This is a genomic window from Arthrobacter sp. B2060 (assembly GCF_059090445.1).
The window spans coordinates 45,456-65,542 of record NZ_JBNHFR010000013.1; the positions used below are offsets into that span (position 1 = coordinate 45,456).

Annotated in this window: 22 protein-coding genes; 4 read left to right on the plus strand and 18 right to left on the minus strand. The window is 64.9% G+C overall.

Translation table 11 applies throughout. From position 1 onward, the window contains the following. Window positions 1–7: 7 nt before the first annotated feature. The 15 genes from tatC to AC5RUM_RS19100 all read right to left on the minus strand — a co-directional run bounded on the left by tatC (window position 8) and on the right by AC5RUM_RS19100 (window position 14,982). The gene (tatC, locus tag AC5RUM_RS19030; RefSeq protein WP_494036416.1) at window positions 8–844 is read right to left on the minus strand and encodes a twin-arginine translocase subunit TatC; all 837 of its coding nucleotides are present in this window, start codon (window positions 842–844) and stop codon (window positions 8–10) included. Window positions 845–850: 6 nt separating this feature from the next. Next, the gene (tatA, locus tag AC5RUM_RS19035; RefSeq protein ID WP_400576299.1) at window positions 851–1,120 is read right to left on the minus strand and encodes a Sec-independent protein translocase subunit TatA; all 270 of its coding nucleotides are present in this window, start codon (window positions 1,118–1,120) and stop codon (window positions 851–853) included. A gap of 35 nt (window positions 1,121–1,155) precedes the next feature. Next, the gene (locus AC5RUM_RS19040; protein WP_494036417.1) at window positions 1,156–1,518 is read right to left on the minus strand and encodes a hypothetical protein; all 363 of its coding nucleotides are present in this window, start codon (window positions 1,516–1,518) and stop codon (window positions 1,156–1,158) included. 10 nt (window positions 1,519–1,528) lie between these two features. Beyond that, entirely contained in the window at window positions 1,529–3,511 is a 1,983-nt protein-coding gene (locus AC5RUM_RS19045; protein WP_494036418.1) for a helix-turn-helix transcriptional regulator, read from the minus strand. Between the two features lie 116 nt (window positions 3,512–3,627). Next, on the minus strand, window positions 3,628–4,023 hold the full coding sequence (locus tag AC5RUM_RS19050) for an FKBP-type peptidyl-prolyl cis-trans isomerase (RefSeq protein ID WP_494036419.1): 396 nt from the start codon (window positions 4,021–4,023) through the stop codon (window positions 3,628–3,630). Between the two features lie 40 nt (window positions 4,024–4,063). Continuing rightward, entirely contained in the window at window positions 4,064–4,990 is a 927-nt protein-coding gene (locus tag AC5RUM_RS19055) for an FKBP-type peptidyl-prolyl cis-trans isomerase (protein ID WP_494036420.1), read from the minus strand. A 111-nt stretch (window positions 4,991–5,101) separates the two neighbouring features. After that, the gene (gene pafA / locus AC5RUM_RS19060) at window positions 5,102–6,466 is read right to left on the minus strand and encodes a Pup--protein ligase (RefSeq protein WP_494036421.1); all 1,365 of its coding nucleotides are present in this window, start codon (window positions 6,464–6,466) and stop codon (window positions 5,102–5,104) included. Window position 6,467: 1 nt separating this feature from the next. Continuing rightward, window positions 6,468–7,175: a proteasome subunit alpha gene (gene prcA / locus AC5RUM_RS19065; protein ID WP_400576307.1), complete on the minus strand. Its 708-nt coding sequence runs from the start codon at window positions 7,173–7,175 to the stop codon at window positions 6,468–6,470. A 1-nt stretch (window position 7,176) separates the two neighbouring features. Beyond that, window positions 7,177–7,998 carry a proteasome subunit beta gene (prcB, locus tag AC5RUM_RS19070; protein ID WP_494036422.1) on the minus strand — a complete coding sequence of 274 codons (822 nt, stop codon included), beginning with the start codon at window positions 7,996–7,998 and terminating at the stop codon, window positions 7,177–7,179. A gap of 84 nt (window positions 7,999–8,082) precedes the next feature. Next, window positions 8,083–8,283 carry a ubiquitin-like protein Pup gene (locus AC5RUM_RS19075; RefSeq protein WP_043418809.1) on the minus strand — a complete coding sequence of 67 codons (201 nt, stop codon included), beginning with the start codon at window positions 8,281–8,283 and terminating at the stop codon, window positions 8,083–8,085. An 86-nt stretch (window positions 8,284–8,369) separates the two neighbouring features. Then, window positions 8,370–9,989, minus strand: a complete 1,620-nt coding sequence (dop, locus tag AC5RUM_RS19080; protein ID WP_494036423.1) for a depupylase/deamidase Dop — start codon at window positions 9,987–9,989, stop codon at window positions 8,370–8,372. Window positions 9,990–10,039: 50 nt separating this feature from the next. After that, a complete protein-coding gene (gene arc / locus AC5RUM_RS19085; RefSeq protein ID WP_494036424.1) occupies window positions 10,040–11,788 on the minus strand; it encodes a proteasome ATPase in 1,749 nt (582 codons plus the stop codon). Between the two features lie 81 nt (window positions 11,789–11,869). Continuing rightward, window positions 11,870–12,949, minus strand: a complete 1,080-nt coding sequence (locus AC5RUM_RS19090; RefSeq protein ID WP_494036425.1) for a tRNA (adenine-N1)-methyltransferase — start codon at window positions 12,947–12,949, stop codon at window positions 11,870–11,872. Window positions 12,950–13,052: 103 nt separating this feature from the next. Then, window positions 13,053–14,240: a site-2 protease family protein gene (locus AC5RUM_RS19095; protein ID WP_494036426.1), complete on the minus strand. Its 1,188-nt coding sequence runs from the start codon at window positions 14,238–14,240 to the stop codon at window positions 13,053–13,055. Between the two features lie 13 nt (window positions 14,241–14,253). Then, window positions 14,254–14,982: an HAD family hydrolase gene (locus AC5RUM_RS19100; protein ID WP_494036427.1), complete on the minus strand. Its 729-nt coding sequence runs from the start codon at window positions 14,980–14,982 to the stop codon at window positions 14,254–14,256. A gap of 172 nt (window positions 14,983–15,154) precedes the next feature. Between AC5RUM_RS19100 and AC5RUM_RS19105 the strand changes: the two genes are divergently transcribed. Beyond that, window positions 15,155–16,066, plus strand: coding sequence for a PAC2 family protein (locus tag AC5RUM_RS19105; RefSeq protein ID WP_400576322.1), 912 nt, complete (start codon window positions 15,155–15,157; stop codon window positions 16,064–16,066). Window positions 16,067–16,096: 30 nt separating this feature from the next. After that, the gene (locus tag AC5RUM_RS19110; protein ID WP_494036428.1) at window positions 16,097–16,327 is read left to right on the plus strand and encodes a cold-shock protein; all 231 of its coding nucleotides are present in this window, start codon (window positions 16,097–16,099) and stop codon (window positions 16,325–16,327) included. A 21-nt stretch (window positions 16,328–16,348) separates the two neighbouring features. Here the strand turns inward: AC5RUM_RS19110 and mshC are convergent, their stop codons facing one another. Both mshC and AC5RUM_RS19120 read right to left on the minus strand, forming a co-directional pair. Then, window positions 16,349–17,626: a cysteine--1-D-myo-inosityl 2-amino-2-deoxy-alpha-D-glucopyranoside ligase gene (mshC, locus tag AC5RUM_RS19115; protein ID WP_494036429.1), complete on the minus strand. Its 1,278-nt coding sequence runs from the start codon at window positions 17,624–17,626 to the stop codon at window positions 16,349–16,351. A 15-nt stretch (window positions 17,627–17,641) separates the two neighbouring features. Further along, window positions 17,642–18,475 carry an undecaprenyl-diphosphate phosphatase gene (locus AC5RUM_RS19120; RefSeq protein WP_400576325.1) on the minus strand — a complete coding sequence of 278 codons (834 nt, stop codon included), beginning with the start codon at window positions 18,473–18,475 and terminating at the stop codon, window positions 17,642–17,644. A 50-nt stretch (window positions 18,476–18,525) separates the two neighbouring features. Between AC5RUM_RS19120 and AC5RUM_RS19125 the strand changes: the two genes are divergently transcribed. After that, on the plus strand, window positions 18,526–19,464 hold the full coding sequence (locus tag AC5RUM_RS19125; protein WP_400576328.1) for an aldo/keto reductase: 939 nt from the start codon (window positions 18,526–18,528) through the stop codon (window positions 19,462–19,464). A gap of 57 nt (window positions 19,465–19,521) precedes the next feature. Here AC5RUM_RS19125 and AC5RUM_RS19130 read toward each other — a convergent pair whose 3' ends face one another. Beyond that, window positions 19,522–19,791, minus strand: coding sequence for a hypothetical protein (locus AC5RUM_RS19130; protein WP_400576331.1), 270 nt, complete (start codon window positions 19,789–19,791; stop codon window positions 19,522–19,524). 39 nt (window positions 19,792–19,830) lie between these two features. Between AC5RUM_RS19130 and AC5RUM_RS19135 the strand changes: the two genes are divergently transcribed. Further along, window positions 19,831–20,064, plus strand: a complete 234-nt coding sequence (locus AC5RUM_RS19135; RefSeq protein ID WP_400576333.1) for a DUF5703 family protein — start codon at window positions 19,831–19,833, stop codon at window positions 20,062–20,064. Window positions 20,065–20,087 lie beyond the last annotated feature (23 nt).

The window sequence follows — 20,087 nt, forward strand, 5'->3', positions numbered from 1 at the left end:
GCGGACCCTAGAGATTCTTCAGTTCGCTGCCCGGGGTTGCGATATCGGCCGTGGCCTCGGTCTCAGCTTCGCGCCGGGCAGCCCGGCGGTCGCGCCGGCGGTCGTTGAGGACGCAGAGTCCGATGGCGGCGAAGAACAGGGCAAGCATGGGTCCCGCCAGATAGAACATGCTCATCGCGTCGGCACCCGGCGCTGCCATGGCGGCAAACAGGCACACCAGGAAGACGGTGATGCGCCAGCTCTTCACGAGCTGTTCGCCGCGGAGGATGCCGGCGAGGTTCAGTCCGAACAGAACCACCGGCAGCAGGAAGGCGATGCCGAACGCCAGCAGTAGCCGGAGCACAAACGACAGGTAGACCTGGGCGCTGATGAAGTTGGAGCCGCCGGACGGCGTGAAATCCGTCAGGACCCGGACGGCGTTAGGCAGGACGAGCCATGCCAGCGTGACGCCGCCGACGAAGAGGGGCACGGCCGCGGCGACGAACGACAGCGCCAGTCGCCGCTCCTTCTTGTGGAGGCCGGGCACGATGAAGGCCCACAGCTGGTAAAGCCACACGGGGCTGGCGATGATCAGGCCCAGGAATACGGACACCTGGATCATGAGGTCGAATGAACTCGCCACGCCGTCAAAGTTCAGCGTCGCCTGGCGCCCCTCGTTCTCATTGAGGTCGCGGATGGGCTTGATCAGGGCAGCCAACATCGGCTGGTAGACCAGGAACCCTGCGACTGTGGCAAGGACTACCGCGATGGCGGACTTGAAAAGCCGGTTCCTGAGTTCTTTCAGATGGTCGAGCAGTGCCATCCGACCCTCAGGATTGGATCGACGACCCATGGTTACTGCCATGTGTACTTAGGCGCGGTTAGGCGGCTGGGTTTCGTTACCCTCAGACGGATTGCTGTCCGGGGTGGTGGAGCGCGGGTGGTTCACGACTTTGCCTTCAACAGGACCGGAACCGTCTTTCGCATCAGCCGTGTCGTCCTTCTTCATTTCGCGGACTTCCGACTTAAAGATGCGCATCGACTGGCCCAGGCTGCGAGCCATGCCGGGGAGCTTTGGTGCTGCGAAAAGCACCAACGCCAGAACGATGATAATGATGAGATGCCAGCCTTCAAGCCTCATGGCGGGTGGTCCTTTCGTTTAAGTACATCCTACGTTTATCCCAATTCGATGTCGCGCAAGGCCTGGGGCTGTCCCCGCTCCGCCTTGCGCTGGATCCTGCGCTGGCGCCGGATCTCCACCCGGGACGCTTTGGATGCGTGGTAATCATGGCGCATCTGCCGCGGTGAGGCAAAGACAGCGGCTCCGGGCAGGATGTCCGACGCCGCCGGCGGGTCGTCGTCCGCTGTGCCTGCCGCGGGGCCGGGGGCCGGCAAGTGAGCCAGCTTGTCGCCAGCGGCGCCAAGTTCCTTCACCGTTGTCATGAATTTCCGGAACAGTTGGATGCCCAGCAGAAGATAGAACAGCAGGGACAGCGCTATCAGCGCAGTCCAGATCAGGATCCATGTCCACCAAGGCATGCTTTGTAGTCTAGCGGGCGTACTGGGCCAGGGCCGCTTCGATCCACTCGCGGGACGCGTCGGCCAGCGCGGCAGGTTCGAGGATCCGTACCGCACCGCCGTGCTGTGCCACGAACATGGGCAGCCATGAGGTGCTGCCGAACCGAATCTCGGCCACGATCCCGCCGTCGGGCAGGGCGGCCGTCCGTTCCGCGTAGTAGTCGTCCGCCAGCCCGGCGCCCTGGGCGGTGAGCTGAACGGTCACCAGCGTGTCGTCGTCGTTCGGGGTGAAGAGCTTGGCGGGGAACCCGCCGTCGGGCAGTTCCGGCGTCGAAACGGGCCGCCCGTTCGGGCTGAGGTCCTCGATGCGGTCCAGCCTGAAGTTCCTCAACCCTTTCGCCGAGTGGCAGTACGCCTCGAAGTACCAGGTGTTGTCCATGGAGTAGAGCCGGAGAGGGTCGACGTCCCGTTCAGACCGGGAATCCTTTTGCGCCGACAGGTAGACAAGGTGAAGCTGCTGGCCGGACACGATTGCCTGCCGGATCATCTCCAGATTGGCCGTGTTGCCGGGGCTCACCTCCGGAGACAGCGCGCCTGCCCTGAGCCCCTCCTCCCCCGCCGCCGCCATGAGCTTTAGGGTGACGGACTCCAGGGCGCCGCCTTCGGCCAGTCCGGGCAGGCCGTTGAGGGTCTCCAGGCCCGTCAGAAGTGCACAGGCCTCGTCTACCGTGAACCGGACCGGCCTGTTGAGCTCCAGCGACTGTGTGATAAATACGTGGTCGTCCTCCCACTGGATGTCCAGCAGTTCATCGGGATAGCCCTGTGGGAGTCCGGAACAGATGAGGATCAGCAGGTCGCTTTCAAGTTCCTGCCGCGTGATGCCGAACTGGTCCGCCACGTCCTGGATATGGAGACCCTGGTTGTGCACCAGGAAGGGGACCAGTTGGAGCATGCGCTTCAACTGGTCCTCCGAGGTGCGTTTGCGGGCGCGCTTCCCCGAGGCACTGCCGGAGAAGGCGTAGGAAGGCAGAGGCTCCGCAAGGAACGTTGCCGCGCCTTCCAGCCGGCGCCGCACGGAGGTGACAAGCTCTTCGGGCCCCACGACCCTGGCGTTCGGCCCGTAGGAGGCAAGTTCCTCGCCGAGCAGCTCGGCGTCCCGATAGGGAACCGCCAGCCGGTCCCACCCGTCGTCGGGCCTTCCGCCCGCTGTTCCGGCGTCGGCCGGCTCGGCCCGTTTCCGCAGCCCCAGGAGGCGGTCGTTCCGGACATCGACGACGGCGGACCGGAGCGGGAGTTCCGGGAGGCTGTCCAGTTCGGCGCGGACGTTGAATCCGGTGGGCGGCGTGAAGGTTTCCTTCGCCAGCACCGATACCGCGGACGTGAATCGTGAGAGCCGGAAGAACCGCTGCGCTTCGCGGCCACGGTCATAGCCGACCAGATACCACTGGCCGAACCGGCTGCCCAGGCCCCATGGCTCAACCACGCGCTCCTCTTCCTTGCCGGTGCTGCCGGCAAGGTAGCGGAACCGGACCGGGTGCTGGGCGTGCATCGCCGCTACGAGGTCCTCAAAGGCCTGGCCCGCCGGCTTGATCCGGGGCTGCACTCCGGCAGGCAAGGCAACGTCCGCCAGGCTGCCCGAGGCCTGCAGCTTGCGCATGGCGTTGGTGGCGGCGGGGCCAAGGGCGGCCTGCTCCCACAGCTGGGAGGCCAGCAGCAGGACGGTCCATTCGTCACGCGTGAGCTCCACGTCCGGCAGACGGTTCGATTCCTTGCCGATCCGGTAGCGCGTGGTCGCGGGATCGTCCGAACTCCATCCGAGGTCCGTCACCGTTTCGACCTCGAAGCCGAAATCCCGGAGGTCGTTCTTGTCGCGCTCAAACATCCGGCCAAAGGCCGCGTCGCTCGCCGCACTGTCATAGATCTTGTCCCGAAGCTCGCTTCGCCTCATCCCGTACCGGGAGTTCAGGAGGGCAATCAGGAGGTTCAGCAGACGTTCAGTTCGTTGCGCGGACACTCTGGCTACGTTACTAAAGCTGTGCTCGGAAAAATGCAAAAGCGCGGCAACAAAGCGGAAATTCCTTCCGATTGTTACCGCGCCTTCGGCTGGTGTCGTCCGGGGGCGGGTGGAGATTAGCGAACGCCCACGAGATCCACAACGAAGATCAGGGCCTCGTTCGGGCCGATGGCTCCGCCGGCACCGCGTGAGCCGTAAGCGAGTTCCGAAGGAATCTCAAGCCGGCGGCGGCCGCCGACCTTCATGCCCAGGAGGCCCTGGTCCCAGCCCTGGATGACCTGGCCGACTCCGACCTTGAAGTCCAGCGGCGCGCCGCGGCCCCAGGAAGCGTCGAACTCCTCGCCAGTGGACCAGGCAACGCCGACGTAGTGGGTGGAGACGGTGTCGCCGGCCTTGGCTTCGGGACCGTCGCCTTCGATGAGGTCCGTGATGACGAGTTCCGTGGGGACGGGGCCCTCAGGGAAGTCGATTTCCGGCTTCTGGCGGTCGAGGTTTCGCTGACCAAATGACATGGTTGCTCCTTCTGCTAAGTAGGTGAACTGCTCGGGAAACTTACTTGGCGCCGAGAATGTCGACGACGAACACGAGGTCGCCCTTGGCTTCGCCTTGGCCGGCGTCACCGTAGGCGAGGGCCTTGGGGATGACGAGGAGCACGCGGGAACCGACGGTCTTGCCGGTCAGGCCCTGGGTCCAGCCCTTGATGACGTTGTTCAGGGGGAAGGTGGCCTTCTCCTTGCGGTCGAAGCTCGAATCGAACTTCTTGCCGCTGGCGAGGGCGACGCCCACGTAGTTAACCGTCAGGGTATCCGTCGCCTTGACCTCGGGGCCCTTGCCCTTGATCAGGTCCTGGGCGATGAGCTCCTTGGGGGCTGCGACGCCCTTGACGTCCAGCTCAGGCACGCCGTCCTTTTCGGTGACCTTCGGCAGGCCGGCGGGCGGGGTGACACTGTCGCCTTCAGGCTTGTCCAGCACCTTCGGCGCGTCCTTGGCGGAAAGCACCTTGATGATGAGGAGCTGCGACGGCTGCGCTTGGCCGCCCTGCGCCGCTGCCTGTCCGGGGGCTGCCAAGGCAAGGTGCGAACCGACCTTCGCGCCAACGAAGGCGTTGTAGATGATGGGGCTCTGAGTTTTGAGCTCGTCGTTCAGCTCAACGGGCTGCGGATCCTTGGGGAAGCTGTCATCAAGGGTGGCACCGTCTTTGCCATTCAATGCCAAGACGGAGACCTCGGCGACCTGGTTGGCTTTAACCCGGTCTCCGCTGCCTTCAGTCACCACCTTCACCGTGGGCTCGGTGACATCCAGGGGCTTCGTAAATTCGACCGTGGGAGCCTTCTTGTCTCCGTTTTCAGTCAGCTTCAGGGAGTCCAGCTTTGCTGTCTCACCCGCGGACTGGCTCGTCGGCTCCGGGGCTGCAGGCTCTCCGCCACAGGCGGTCAGCAGCAGCAGTCCGGGAATGAGAATTGCTAATAGTCGGCGCACTTAAGAACTTTCGTCGGGGCAAGATGGATGCTGCCTGGGCGTGGAATGCGCCCGGCAAAGCAGTCGCGACCGCAAAACGGCCTATTCCAGAGTAACGCCTGAACCTGAATATCAGCCCATAGACTCAAGAAGCGCATCCACGCGCTCGTCGACGCTGCGGAAGGGGTCCTTGCACAGGATGGTCTGGTGCGCGCGGTCATTGAGCTTCAAATGGACCCAGTCCACGGTGTAGTCCCGTCCCAGTTCCTGCGCGCGCCGGACAAAGTCACCGCGCAGTTTCGCCCGGGTGGTCTGTGGCGGCGCATCCACGGCATCCTTGACGGACGTCTCCTCGGTGACGCGGCGGACGGCCCCGCGCGACTGGAGGAGATAGAAGAGGCCACGGCTGCGGGAAATGTCATGGTAGGTCAGGTCCAGCTGGGCAATGCGGGGGGCGTCAAGCCCCAGGCCGTGCCGGTTCCGGTAGCCGTCCATGAGCTTCTTCTTGATGGCCCAGTCGATCTCGGTGTCGATGGTGCTCGTGTCACCGCTTTCAATGGCTCTCAGGGTCCTCCCCCACAGATCCAGGATCAACGGGACGTGCGGATTGTGCGCACCGTTCTCCTGTACGAAGGCCGTGACCTTGTTCAGGTACTCCTGCTGGATTTCCAGCGCTGTCAGCTGGCGTCCGTTGGCGAGCCGGACCAGGGCACGACCGCTCAGGTCATGTGAAATCTCGCGGATGCTTCGGATCGGGTTCTCCATGCGCATGTCCCGCATGATGACACCGGCCTCGATCATCCGCAGGATCAGGTCCACCGTGCCGACCTTGAGCAGGGCTGTGGTTTCGGACATGTTCGAATCCCCGACGATGACGTGGAGCCTGCGGTAGAACTCGGCGTCGGCATGCGGTTCGTCGCGCGTGTTGATGATGGGGCGTGACCGGGTGGTGGCCGACGAGACGCCTTCCCAGATGTGGTCCGCGCGCTGGGAGAAGGCGTAGGTTGCGCCGTGCGGTGTCTTGAGGATCTTGCCGGCACCGGCAATGAGCTGGCGGGTTACCAGGAACGGGATGAGGATTTCCGCGAGCCTGGTGAATTCGCCGCGCCGGGGAATCAGGTAGTTTTCATGGCTGCCGTACGAGTTGCCGGCGGAATCGGTGTTGTTCTTGAACAGGTACACCGTTCCGTTGAAGCCTTCGGCCGCGAGCCGGGACTGGGCCTCGTCCACGAGGTCGTCCAGGATAAGTTCGCCGGCGCGGTCGTGGGCGATCAGCTGCGCGAGGTCGTCGCATTCGGCTGTGGCGTACTCCGGATGTGAGCCTACGTCCAGATAGAGGCGTGAACCGTTGGTCAGGAACACGTTGGACGACCGGCCCCAGCTGACAACCTTGCGGAAGAGGTACCGTGCCACTTCCTCGGGTGCCAGCGGGCGCGAGTCCGGACTCGAATATGAAATGCCGAACTCGGTCTCGATGCCGAATATTCTCTTATCCATCTCAGCTCTCCTCTGCCAGAAGGTCCATGACATCGGCGTCCGTCAGCCGTCGGAAAGCGCGCCGAGTGCCCCTGCTGCTTTCCGACACCCGGTCCAGCACCGCAACTTCGAGGGCTTTCGCAGGAAGGTCGGGCGTCTCATTGTCCGTTGCGAGACCTTTGACGGCGAGCCGGATGGCTCCGGCAAAGGACAGGTCGCGCTGCCACCCCGTCTCCACCGCTCCGGAGACTTTGTCGGCCTGCCCGCCCATCACGATGAAGCCGTGTTCATCCGCGATGGAGCCGTCAAACGTGAGGCGGTACAGGTGGTCCCGGTCCTGGGAGGCGCCCACCTCGGCCACGGCCAGCTCCACCTCAAAGGGCTTCTGCTCCGCGGTGAAAACCGCGCCCAGGCTCTGCGCGTAGACGCTTGCCAGCCCCCGGGCGGTGACATCCTCGCGGTCATAGGAGTACCCGCGGACATCCGCGTAACGCACCCCGGCCTGGCGGAGGCTCTCAAACTCGTTGTATTTGCCGACGGCGGCGAAGGCGATTTTGTCGTAGATCTCACCGATTTTGTGCAGGGACGGTGACGGGTTTTCCGCCACGAGGGCAATGCCGTCCTCGCAGCTCACCACCACCACAGAACGTCCCCTGGCAATGCCTTTCCGTGCGAAGTCCGCACGGTCCTTCATCAGCTGCTCGGGGGAAACATAAAACTGCTGGGTCATGTCAGGCCTCCCGCCGGGCAGCAGCCCTGGACTCGATGATGGTGCCGGCGATGTCCGCGAGTTCCCGCTCAGCGACGCGCCGGGCGCCCGCGCGGTTGACGGTGTAGACCACCGGCCACAGCTGCCGGACGGGATCTGGGCCGCCTGTGGCGGAGTCGTCGTCGGCCGCGTCATAGAGGGACTCGACGGCCACGGCGATTGCCTCTTCTTCGGTCAGGTTGGGCCGCCAGAGCTTTTTCAGCGCGCCGCGGGCGAACATGGACCCGGAACCCACCGCGTGATGCTCCTGCTCCTCGTACCGGCCGCCGGTCACATCATAGGAGAACAGCCTGCCCATTCCGGCCGCAGTATCAAACCCCGCGAACAGGGGAACGACGGCGAGACCCTGCATGGCCATGGGCAGGTTTCCGCGGATCATTGCGCCAAGCCTGTTGGCCTTGCCGTCCAGGCTCAGCAGCGTCCCTTCAATTTTTTCGTAGTGTTCGAGTTCAACCTGGAACAGCCGCGTCAGATCGATAGCGATTCCGGCTGTCCCGGCGATGCCGAGAACCGAGTACTGGTCCGCCGGAAAGACCTTCTCGATATGGCGGCTGGCGATGATGTTGCCCATCGTGGCCCGGCGGTCACCGGCCATCACGACGCCGCCGGCGTGTGTCATGGCCACGATGGTGGTGGCGTGCGGCACCTGCAGGGGCTGGCCGGCTGGACCACTGCCTGCGAGCTGCCTGTTGAAAGGAAGCAATTCCGGACGATCGCGTTGGAGATGCTCAGTGAACGATGAGGTCGCGTTGGCAGCTACCTTGTTGGCTGTTGTCTCCTGCACTGGTGCACTCCTTCAACGTGAAATTCAGCGGCGGTCCGGTACCTCAGGCTTCCGTGCCCGGTGCGGGGTGTGGCGGCTGCCGGGTTACTGTCCGCCCTTTTGCACGAACGCCCTGACAAACTCTTCGGCGTTGGATTCCAAAACGCCGTCGATCTCGTCCAGGAGGTCATCGACACCCTGCGTAGATGCAGATGCCTGTCCCTCTGCCGGTTCGGGCGGCGCGGGGACTTCTTCCTCAACCTCGGTGTCGCGTGGCTGCGGCTGCTGTTGCTCCTGCCCTGCCATGTTCATCTCCTTCTTCAGGTCCCGCCGTCTTCGATGGGACATCCTGTATGCCCATATTGCCACGCAAAGCGGCACTTCGGGGGTCTTTATGCCGGGGGCGGAGCCGGTGTCGATCCGAGCAGTTCCGCAAGGAAGGAACCAGCGTCGCGGTGCCGCGCAAAGAGGGCACCGGTCAGTGCTTTCGTGCCCCGCAGCGGCTCCCGGGTCGGAACACGCTGGAGCCTTCCATAGCCGGGAACATCGAAGATGACAGAATCCCAGCTGGCCCCCACAACGTCCTTGCTGAAGCTGCTCACGCAGCGTCCGCGGAAGTATGCCCGCGTGTCCGACGGCGGTTCGGTCACCGCGGCGGCGATGTCGGCGTCGTCGACGATGCGCTGCATGCGATCCCGGGACAGCAAGCGGTAGTACAGTCCCTTTTCCGGCCTGATGTCTGCCCACTGCAGATCCACCAGGCCCAGGCGGGCATCGCCCCACTGGAGACCGTCCCGCTGCCGGTATCCCTCGAGGATGGACAGCTTGGCGAGCCACTCGACCGAGGAGGCCGCGGCGGCGCGGTCGCTGTCCAGCTGGCTCAGGGTGGTTGCCCATCGGTCCAGCACGGCGTGGGTGTGGCCGTCACCGTCCACCGCATCTGCCACCCCGGTGTCCTGGGCGAGCTTTGCGGCGGCCTCGTGATAGATCCACTGGAGGTCCAGTGCAGTGACGCGGCGGCCGTCCACCAGCCTGATTGTCGCGGTAAGCGAAGTATCGTGGCTGATCGTTTGCAGCGCCGCAATGGGTTCGTGAACCTCAATCCGGGGCGCCAGTCCGGCCTCGATGAGGCTCAGCACCATGGCGGTGGTCCCGAACTTGAGGTAGTTGGACGCCTGGCTGAGGTTGGCATCGCCGATGATCACGTGCAGCCGGCGGTACTTGTCGGCCGTCGCGTGCGGCTCGTCGCGGGTGTTGATGATGGGCCGGCGGATGGTCGTTTCCAGGCCCACTTCCGCCTCGAAGAAGTCCGCACGCTGGCTGATCTGGTAGCCCGGGCGTGAACTGTCCTGCCCGATCCCCACGCGGCCGGACCCGCAGATGATCTGGCGCGTCACGAAGAACGGCGTCAGCCCCCTGACGATGTCGTTGAAGGGAACCGAACGCGGCATGAGGTAGTTCTCGTGGGAGCCGTAGGAGACGGCTTTGTTGTCCGTGTTGTTCTTGTACAGGTTGACCGGGGGAAGGTCGGGGTCGGCGGCCAGCCGCCGGACAGCCGCCAGCGCCACGAGGTCGCCGGCAGCGTCCCACGCCACGGCGTCGGCCGGATTGGTTACTTCCGGGCTGGAGTACTCCGGGTGGGCGTGGTCCACGTATAACCTGGCCCCGTTGCCGAGGACCATGTTCATCAGGAGCGAGCCTGACTCATCCTCGCCGTCCAATTCCAGCTCTTCCCGTCCGTACGCCAGCGCCACCGCCTCGGCATCCAGCACGGGAGGCTGGTCGGTCAGCTGGCTCGGGTGGGCCTGCCCGCGTTCCAGCGTCCAGCCACGGGCATCGTGCAGCGGTTCCTCGTCTGTATAGTCCCACCGGGTTTCGGCGCCTCCCGCTGCGCGCAGCCGGGTGACCTGGGCGTATGCCTGCACCACCCGCGCGGACATCATGGTGGCGTTGGCCCCCGGGGCCGAGGGAGCATGGATGCCATACTCGGTTTCGGACCCCATAACGCGCATGGCGCCTCCCTGGGGCAGTGCTCCCCCGGGAGTCGCCTCGGAGCCGCCCGTCACAGGTACTGGCCCGTGTTGGGCATGGTCTCAATGGACTTGCCTGGCTCCTGCCCCGCCTTGCCCTGGACGATCGTGCGGATGTAGGTGATGCGCTCACCCTTCTTACCCGAGATGCGTGCCCAGTCATCGGGGTTGGTGGTGTTCGGCATGTCCTCGTGCTCGCGGAATTCTTCGACGACCGCCCGCAGCAGGTGGTCGATGCGCAGCCCCTTCTGCTGCGTGGTCAGCAGGTCCTTGATCGCGTACTTCTTGGCGCGGTCGACGACGTTCTGCACCACCGCTCCGGAGTTGAAGTCCTTGAAGTAGAGCATTTCCGTGTCGCCGTTCGCGTATGTGACTTCGAGGTATTCATTGGATTTTTCCGTGGAATACATGGCCTCGACAGTGCGCTGGATCATCGCGTCAACCGTCTCCTGAACGTCGCCGTCGTGCTCGGCGAGGTCGTCCTCGTGGAACGGCAGATCGGTGGTGATGTACTTCTTGAAAATGTCTGCCGCCGCTTCGGCGTCGGGCCGCTGGATCTTGACCTTCACGTCGAGGCGTCCCGGGCGCAGGATGGCGGGATCGATCATGTCCTCGCGGTTCGAGGCGCCGATGACGATCACGTTGTCCAGGCGCTCCACGCCGTCGATCTCGCTGAGCAGCTGCGGCACGATGGTTGTTTCGACGTCGGAGGAGATGCCGGTGCCGCGGGTACGGAACAGGGAATCCATCTCGTCGAAGAACACGACGACGGGGCTGCCGTCCGAGGCCTTCTCCCGTGCCCGGGAGAAAATCAGACGGATGTGGCGCTCGGTTTCCCCGACGTACTTGTCGAGAAGCTCTGGCCCCTTGATGTTGAGGAAGTAGCTCTTCTGGTCGATGTTGCCCGAGCGCTCGGCGGCGCGGGCCGCCAGCGAGTTGGCCACCGCCTTGGCGATCAGCGTCTTGCCGCAGCCGGGGGGGCCATAGAGCAGAATGCCCTTGGGTGCCTTAAGGCCGTGTTCGCGGTACAGGTCCGGGTGCAGGAACGGCAGTTCGATGGCGTCCCGGATCTGTTCGATTTGCGGGCCAAGGCCGCCGATGTCCTCGTAGGTGATGTCCGGCACTTCCTCAAGCACGAGGTTTTCCACCTCGGACCGGGGGACTTTTTCGAGGGCATAGCCGGTCCGGGAATCGATGGACAGGGCGTCGCCGACACGGAGCTTTTCCGTCAACAGCGGACCTGCCAGCCGGATCACGCGTTCCTCGTCTGCGCGACCGAGGACCAGGGCGCGGTCAGGGCCGAGCATTTCCTTGAGGGTGACCAGCTCGCCGGCGCGTTCGTAGCCCAGGCCTGCCACGACCAAGAGCGCCTCGTTGAGGAGCACCTCCTGGCCAACCGCAAGCTGGTTCATGTTGACGAGCGGACTGATGCCCACCCTCATCTTCCGTCCGGCGTTGAAGATGTCCACCGATTCCTCGGTGGCAGCCTGCCCGCTGCTGCCGGCAGTGGGTTGCCGCCGCGGATTCAGCTGGAGGATGGTTCCGAAGCTGTACGGCGGCTGGCCCTCCTGGTCCAGGGCGTTTTTCAGCCGGAGGATTTCGGATTTGGCCGTTTCCAGCATCGCCACGAGCTTGGAGTTGTTTTGCGTGGCAGCTGCCAGCTGACGGTCGATGTGCCGTAGCTTATCCCGGAGGATATTGACCTGTCGGTCTGCAACAGACAGCTCATTGGCCGCCTGCTCGGACGGCGTAGGTACAGAGTCGTTGTTCGGCGTCTCCATGATGCATCAGCCCTTCCTGCGCTTCTCTTAAGACCATAGCCCCAAGTTGGCGAGTACTGCTGAAGACATCCGAAATACGGACTAGTTTGTGATCTCCGGATCGTCTTTGACGTTGGTACCCGCGATCGCGTCCCGGGCGGCACGCCGCAGTTTCTTGTCGGACACCAGCCGCTCCCCCACAGCACCGGGAGTCCAGGCGTTGACGTCTTCCTCGTTGAAGTCGGTCTTTGAAGGCCGGCGCTTCACGGAAATGCCGGTAACGCCGTCGGCGAGCCGACGGGTGACGAGCAGGAAGCCGGTGTGGGCAACCATCCGGTGGTCGGGACGGACGGCGAGGCCTTCCAGGTGCCAGCCCCGGACGAGGGACTCCCAGGCGTCCGGCTCGGTGAAGCGGCCGTCAGCGCGGATGGCTTCGGCCGTGCGTGAGAGCTGCGTGACGGTGGCGACGTAGTTGATCCACACCCCGCCCGGTGCCAGGACTGTGGCGACGGCGTCCAGGCATTCCCAGGGCGCCAGCATGTCCAGCACTACGCGGTCGATGGATCCGGGCTCTTCCGTGCGGACCACTTCATCCTGGAAGTCACCCAGGGAGATCTTCCACGCCGGGTGCGGTCCGCCGAAAATGGTTTCGACGTTGCCGCGGGCAATGGCGGCAAATTCCTCGCGGCGTTCAAAGGAGTGCAGGTAACCCTGGTCGCCGACGGCGCGCAGCAGCGAGATGGACAGGGCGCCGGAGCCCACGCCGGCCTCCACCACCCGTGCCCCCGGGAAAATGTCGGCCATGGTGACGATCTGTGCGGCGTCCTTGGGGTAGACGACCGCAGCGCCGCGGGGCATGGAGAGGACGAAGTCGGAGAGAAGGGGCCGCAGGGTCTGGTACTGCTGCCCGACGTTGTTGACCACCACGGAACCGTCGACTTTGCCGATGATGTCGTCGTGGTTAAGGAAACCCCGGTGCGTGTGGAAGGCTCCGCCTGCTTCGAGGCTGATCGTGTTCATGCGCCCGCGTTCATCGGTGAGCTGCACCCGCTCGCCCTCGCGGAAAGGGCCCCGCCGCCGTGCAGCGCCGACCGGCTGGTCCCGTGTGGCCTGGGCCGTTGTGCCCTGGACCGTGGCGGAAGGGTCCGTGCTGGTTCCGATCGCGGCAGATTCGCTGCTCATGAATGTTCCTCGCTCCTGTAAAGCTGTGTCGTCGTGCTGCATGGCGGTTCGGACAGGCTCACGCTGGGGACCTGTCTGCCGATTTCACGACCGGCAGGTAACTCTACCGGTTCTGGCCCTGCGGCCGCCTGTTTTCGCGCGGCCATTTGCCTGTAATGGCGCTCACGACGGCGGATTGCCGCAGCAGGCCTGTCACCCGTCCATTGTGGTCGATCACTGCGTAGTCGTGACCCTCCAGCTGGGAGAGATACTGGAGGAGCTCCTGGCCCTTGGACCATTCGGGCACGTAGGCCCCGGCCCCGAGGGCGTGGGCTACCGCGCTGGCAGGGGTGGCGGCAGCCGCCGAAGCGGGAACCGTAGCCAGGGTCCCCGGGTCAACGACGCTGCCGGGCCGGCCGTCCGGCCCGCAGAGCACGACGGCGGTCCCGCCGCCCGCGGTCAGCTGCAGGATGTCGGCCACTGTGGCGCTGTCAGGGATGCCGACGGCTGGTTCGGCCAGCGCGGCAGCATTCACCAGGTGCAGCCTGCTGCGAAGACGGCCCTGCTGGATCGACGCGGACGCCCCCATCCACAGGAATCCGCACACCAGCACTGTGATGAGCAGCATGCTCGTGTCCGGGCTGCCCCCGCGCAGCAGAGGCAGAGCCACGAAATAGAGGACTAGTGCGATGACGATGACACGCCCGCCCCAGCCGGCGGCGATGGTGCCCTTGGCGTGGCTGCCGGTGGCCTTCCAGACGGCGGATTCCACCAGCCGGCCGCCGTCGAGCGGCAGTCCGGGCAGGACGTTGAATACGCCGATTACCAGGTTCGCCCAGAGGAAGATGTTGGTCAGGATGTCCGCCACGCCCGTCGGGTTCACGGCAGAGACAACCAGCCAGGTCGCGCCTGCAAGGAGGAAGTTCGATGCAGGACCTGCAAGTGCGACGAGCACAGAACGTCCCGGAGTGGCGGTGAAGCTCTCGAACTGGGTGTGGCCGCCCCAAAGATTGAGGACGATCTTCTCGCTGGGCCAGCCGTACATCTTTGCCGTCAGGGCGTGGGCCAGTTCGTGGACCAGCACGGAGACCAGCAAAAGCAGGGCGTAAGCGAAAGCCACAAGATATGCAGCTGCACCGAGGGACGGGTCGTTGTACTGGAGTACCGGACCGTAGACGGCCACCGTGAAGGCGGCAATGACGAACCAGGAATACGCGAGGATGACGGGAACGCCGGCGATTCTGCCCAGCGGTATTCCTTCGCGGCGGCTGCGGCCGGTGGGCTCCTGGCCGGTGGAAGCGGGGTCAGACACCTGCGGGGCCCCGTTAATTGGCGCTGTCCAGCGTCGTTGCGGCCGGGGCCAGCCCTTGGCGGGCCGCGACCAGTTCCTCCAGGTCGGCGACCCCCCGGCCTTCCAGGGTGTCCCACATGGCCCGGCGCGGATCCTCGGGAAGCGGCACGATGTGGGGAATGGCGACGGTGACCGCTCCGGACGCTACAGCGGCGGCGACGCCCGGGGCAGAATCCTCCAGGGCGACGCACTGGTCCACGGTGAGCTCCGGGTCTTCGCGGCGGAGCAGTTCGACCGCCTTGATGTACGCCTCGGGGTCAGGCTTGCCCTTGCTGACGGTGTCGCCCGTAACGAGGAACTCGAAGTAGGGCCGGGGAAGACTCGCAACAATCTCCCGGGCGAGCGGCGTTTCTGACATTGTCACAAGGGCACAACGCACACCGGCGTTGAAAAGTTCATCCAGCAGTTCACGCGCCCCGGGACGCCACGGGACGTTCTGCCGCACCCTCCTGATGACCTGGGCCGTGAGCGTGTCGATGATTTCCCGGCTTTCGAGTTTTACGCCCGCCCGCTGGAGGATGCCCGCTGAATAGACGAGGGACTGCCCAACCAGCCGCATGGCCTGTTCGTGGGACCAGGTCCCGCCGTGCGCGTGCACGAGGTCGTGCTCGGCCTCAATCCAGTAGGGTTCGGTGTCGACTATGGTGCCGTCCATATCCCACAAAACGGCTTTGAGCACGGGCTGGGCGGCTGAAGATTGCATGGTGTCCAGTCTACTGGTCCTGTTCCGCCGCGCCTTCCCGGAGCTGCCTGCTACGCCGTCGGCGAATATCTTGGCCCTGCCGACAGCGGCAGGGCCGTTATAAGGGGGCCGGACCACATGTGCGGCGGTTCATTGACTGCACTGGGAACGGACTTGGACGTAGGGTGAAGGGATGAATAGCTTCGACGGAGATACCACCGAACCGGCTGCCACCCCTGCAGCCGAGCCGGAGCAGCTGCTGCAGCCCGTTCCGGAGGGACAGCGCATTACCGTGATGCTCGCCGCCTTCGAAGGCTGGAATGATGCAGGGGAAGCAGCCAGCGACGCCTTGCGGTATCTGAACAAGCTGTGGGGCGGCAAGAAGGTCGCCTCCATTGATGCCGACGAATACTACGACTTCCAGTTCACGAGGCCCACTGTGAGGCGCACGGCCTCCGGCGAACGCAAGATCAAGTGGCCGTCCACCCGCATCTACAAGGCCAGTGCTCCGGGGACGAATGTGGATGTGATCTTCGTCCAGGGAACCGAGCCGTCCTACAAGTGGCGGGCCTATACCGCCGAACTCCTGGTCCATGCCGAGGCGCTCCATGTGGACTATGTCGTGCTGGTGGGAGCACTGCTGGCGGATGTCCCCCACAGCCGCCCCATTCCGGTGAGCACGTCAACGGACGACAGTGCCCTGCGTGAACGGTTGAATCTGGAGGCCTCACAGTATGAGGGGCCCGTGGGCATCGTCGGCGTCCTCGCCGAGGTTGCCATGCTTGCCGGCATTCCTGCGGTGTCCCTGTGGGCCGCCGTTCCGCACTACGTAGCTCAGGCGCCGTCCCCGAAGGCGCAGCTCGCGCTGCTGCACCGCATCGAGGAGCTGCTGCAGGTGCCGCTGGACACGCACGAGCTGGCCGAGGAATCCGACGCCTGGGAACGCGGCGTCAACGAGCTGGCAACCGAAGACCCGGAAATAGCAGCTTACGTCCGGCAGCTGGAGGAGGCGAAGGACACCGCGGAGCTTCCCGAGGCCAGCGGCGAGTCCATCGCCAGGGAGTTTGAGCGGTACCTGAAGCGCAGAGGCAAGGACAAGCAGTAGGTCCCTTGCCATCCGGCTACTATCGGTGACGTGGATGCATTTCTGAGCAAGGGAACCGTGAAGGCCTGGCATTCAGATGAAGGGTGGGGGTCCATCCAAATTGAGGGCGTGGCCCAGGAATGCTTCGCCCATTTCTCCTGCATAGTTCCGAGAGGGCACGAGTTTCTTGAGCTCGTCCCGGGCAAGCACGTGATGCTCACCTGGCACGAGGCGCGGCAGGATGAGTTCTCCATCGTTGCCGACCGGATCGAACGTTCTTAGCCGGAACCTGGGCTGCTGGGCCTACAGTTCGACGCCGAGCAGCGCCTCGACGGCGTCGCTCACCAGCGTCCGGTCTGCTCCGGACACTCCGCTGCCGCCGGCCAGCGCCAGGTCAGCCCAGCGGTCGACGGCGGCCAAGGCCGCGGGCGCGTCCAAGTCATTTGCCATGGCTGACCGCATGTCTTCCAGGAGCGCGGCTGCGGAGTTGACCGGTGCAGCGGACAGCGCCGCGCGCCAGCGCTCGAGCCGCTTCTTGGCCTCCGAGAATCCCTCGTCAGTCCAGGACCAGTCGGAGCGGTAGTGGTGGGCAAGGATGGCCAGCCTGATGGCTGCCGGCTCCTCGCCCGCGGCCCGCAGCCTGGACACCAGGACAAGGTTGCCCTTGGACTTGCTCATCTTCTCGCCGTCCAGCCCCACCATTCCGGCGTGGGTGAAGTGCTTGGCGAGCGGAACTCCGGAGAGCGAGTAGGCGTGGCCCGCCCCCATCTCGTGGTGCGGGAAGATGAGGTCGGAGCCGCCGCCCTGCACAGTGAACGGCGCCGGGAGGTATTCCTGCGCAATGACCGTGCATTCAATGTGCCAGCCGGGGCGCCCCTCTCCCAGTTCGCCGCCTTCCCAGCTGGGCTCCCCGTCGCGGGCTACGCGCCACAGCAGCGGATCCAGCGCCTGGCGCTTGCCGGCGCGGCCGGGGTCCCCGCCCCGCTCGGCGAACAGTTCGAGCATTTCGGGTTCGGGCAGGCCGGACACGGCGCCGAGCGTCCATGCGTCGACGTCGACAGCGTGTTTCCCGGCGGCTTCCACGTCGTAGTAGACGTCCCCGTCAGGCTCGCCGGGCGTGCCGTTGACGCGGTAGGCGAGCCCCTGGTGGAGCAGCCGCTCGATGGCCGGCACGATCAACGGCATGGCTTCGACGGCGCCAATGTAGTGGTCAGGGGCCAGCACGTTGAGTGCTGCCATGTCTGTCCGGAAGAGTTCAATCTGGCTGGCGGCCAGGTCGCGCCAGTCGACGCCGGTGGCTGTTGCGCGTTCCAGCAGCGGATCGTCCACGTCGGTGACGTTCTGGACGTAGGACACCCGCTGGTCTCCGTCCCGCCAGGCGCGGTTCAGGAGGTCAAAAGCGACGTAGCTGGCGGCATGGCCCATGTGGGTGGCGTCGTACGGGGTGATTCCGCAGACGTACATTGATTGCTCACCGACCGCCTCGAGGGTAACGACTTCGCCGGCTGTTGTATCGAACAGGCGCACGGCGGGCATTGCGCCCGGGAGTTCAGGAACGGGGCGGGATATCCAGGACTTCACAGCCCAAGCCTAGTGCTAGGCGCTGATGACATTGAAACCGAGCAGCAGATAGAGGGCAAGGCCAAGGAAGATGCGGTACCAGACAAAGAGCCGGTAACTGCGGGTGGAAACGAACTTCAGGAACCAGCCGATGATGACGTAACCCACAACGAACGCGATGGCCGTGGCGAGGGCTGTCTCGGGGAGGCCGTACGGCCCCCCGACGCCCTCCTTGGACACCACCTTGTACAGCTGGAAGAGGCCGCTGCCGAACACAGCAGGAATGGCCAGCAGGAACGAATAGCGGGCCGCCGCTTCACGTGTGTACCCCATGAGGAGGCCGGCGGTGATGGTGCCGCCGGAGCGGGACACACCCGGAATCAGTGCCATCGCCTGGGCAAATCCGTAGAGGATGCCGTGCTTGTAAGTGAGCCGGGTCAGGTCGCGGTCCTGCTTTCCGACGGCGTCCGCCACGGCCAGGATGAGACCGAAGACAATGAGCATGGTGGCAACAAGCCACAGGCTGCGCAGCACCGACTCGATCTGGTCCTGGAACAGCACCCCCAGAACAACGATGGGCAGGCTGCCCAGGATCACCAGCCAGCCCATCCGGACGTCCGGATCTTGCCTCGAGACGCGGCCGGCGAGAGCTCCGAACCACGCCTTGGCGATCCGGACGATGTCCCGCCAGAAGTAGACGATGACGGCGGTTTCGGTGCCAAGCTGCGTGATGGCTGTGAACGCCGCCCCGGGGTCCGCGGCGTTGGGCAGGAAAGAGCCCACAATCCTCAGGTGGGCGCTCGATGAAATCGGGAGGAATTCGGTCAGTCCCTGCACAAGACCCAGCAGGGCCGCTTCAAACCAGTTCACGCTAAGACCCTACGTCATGGCACGGGTGGTTTCCCCGTAAGCTTGCTGCTATGCAGCAGCGTTACGTCGGCAACAGTGGGCTCCGTGCCTCGGCACTCTCCCTCGGCACCATGTCTTGGGCCCGTGAAACTGACGAGCAGGATGCCTCCGAGCTGCTGCGGATGTTCGTGGACGGCGGCGGCACCCTCGTGGACACGGCCGCCTCATACGCGGACGGCCTCGCAGAAGCCATGTTGGGGGAAATGCTGGGCGACGTCGTCTCCCGCGCGGAAGTGGTGATCTCCACGAAAGCCGGCCTGTCGGCGTCGGACAAGCGGCAAAAGGTCGACACATCGCGGAACGCTATGCTGTCCGCCCTTGACGCCAGCCTGGCCCGCCTCGGGACCGACTATGTGGACATCTGGTTCGCCCAGGCGTGGGATCACAACGTTCCCCTGGACGAGACCCTCTCGGCCCTTGACCTTGCAGTGCGCAGCGGACGGGCCCGTTACGCCGGGGTTGCGAACTACAACAGCTGGCAGACCGCCAAGGCAGCCGCCACCGCCGGATTCCCGCTGGTGGCCGTCCAGTCGGAATACTCGCTGCTGCGGCGCAAGCCCGAAGAGGAACTCATCCCTGCGGTCGAGGATGCGGGAATGGGGCTGATGGCGTGGGCTCCCCTGGGCCGGGGTGTGCTGACCGGTAAGTACCGTGGGCACGTTCCAGCCGACTCGCGCGCCGCCGGAACCCGCCTTGCCACGTACGTGGAACCCTATCTGGAACAGTCCGCCGCACAGGTTGTCGAGGCAGTTGCGATGGCGGCACGCGGACTGGGCCGGTCTCCGCTCGATGTTGCCCTGAGCTGGCTCCTTGCACAGCACGGTGTGGCCACCGCCGTCGTGGGGCCGCGGACGCCGGTGCAGCTCAAGGAGATCCTGCATTCACAGCTGACGCCGCTGCCGGCGGAAATTGCCCGGGCGCTCGAGGACGTCTCCAGCCCGTTGGTCTAGGTTTGCGTCCACCTGCGCGCGGACGTCAGCCCCGCCGGCGGGCAGAGCCGACGCATGTCACTCGTCGACGATTTCCAGGTCCTCGTCGTCGTCCACCTCGCGGTCTTCGTCTTCGTCACCCTCCTCGTCGTCGAAAACCTGGAGTGGAGTGACTTCGTTGTACGCCTCGTACAGCGCGTCCTCGTAGACTTCGAAAGCATCAGCAACGGCGAAGAATGCCGCTTCCACCGCGGGGTCGCCATCGCCCCTTCGTGTCGAGGCTGCAACCAGATGTTCTTCCAGGGCGGAGGTCAGGGACTGAAGCGCGACACGCGGATCGATGCTCATGACTTCACGTTAGCGGGAAAAGGACGAAAATGGAGAGCAATGAAGGAACATTTTCTGACCGGCTCGGTCCTCCGGGAACGGGACTATGTGAGGCAGTACGAGTACCTCGTGCTGACGGTCGGTCCTGACGATTCCCTGCCCGAAGCCCGCCGCCTCCTCGTGGAACACTCCGAGTACGGCAAGTGGGAGCTGGAGCGCAGCCGGCTCTATGTTGGCGGGGGCCGCCGCTTCTGGCTGCGGCGGCGCGTCACGCAGGTCCAGAGGACCGTCTAGGACTCTTAGGTCCAGAGGACCGT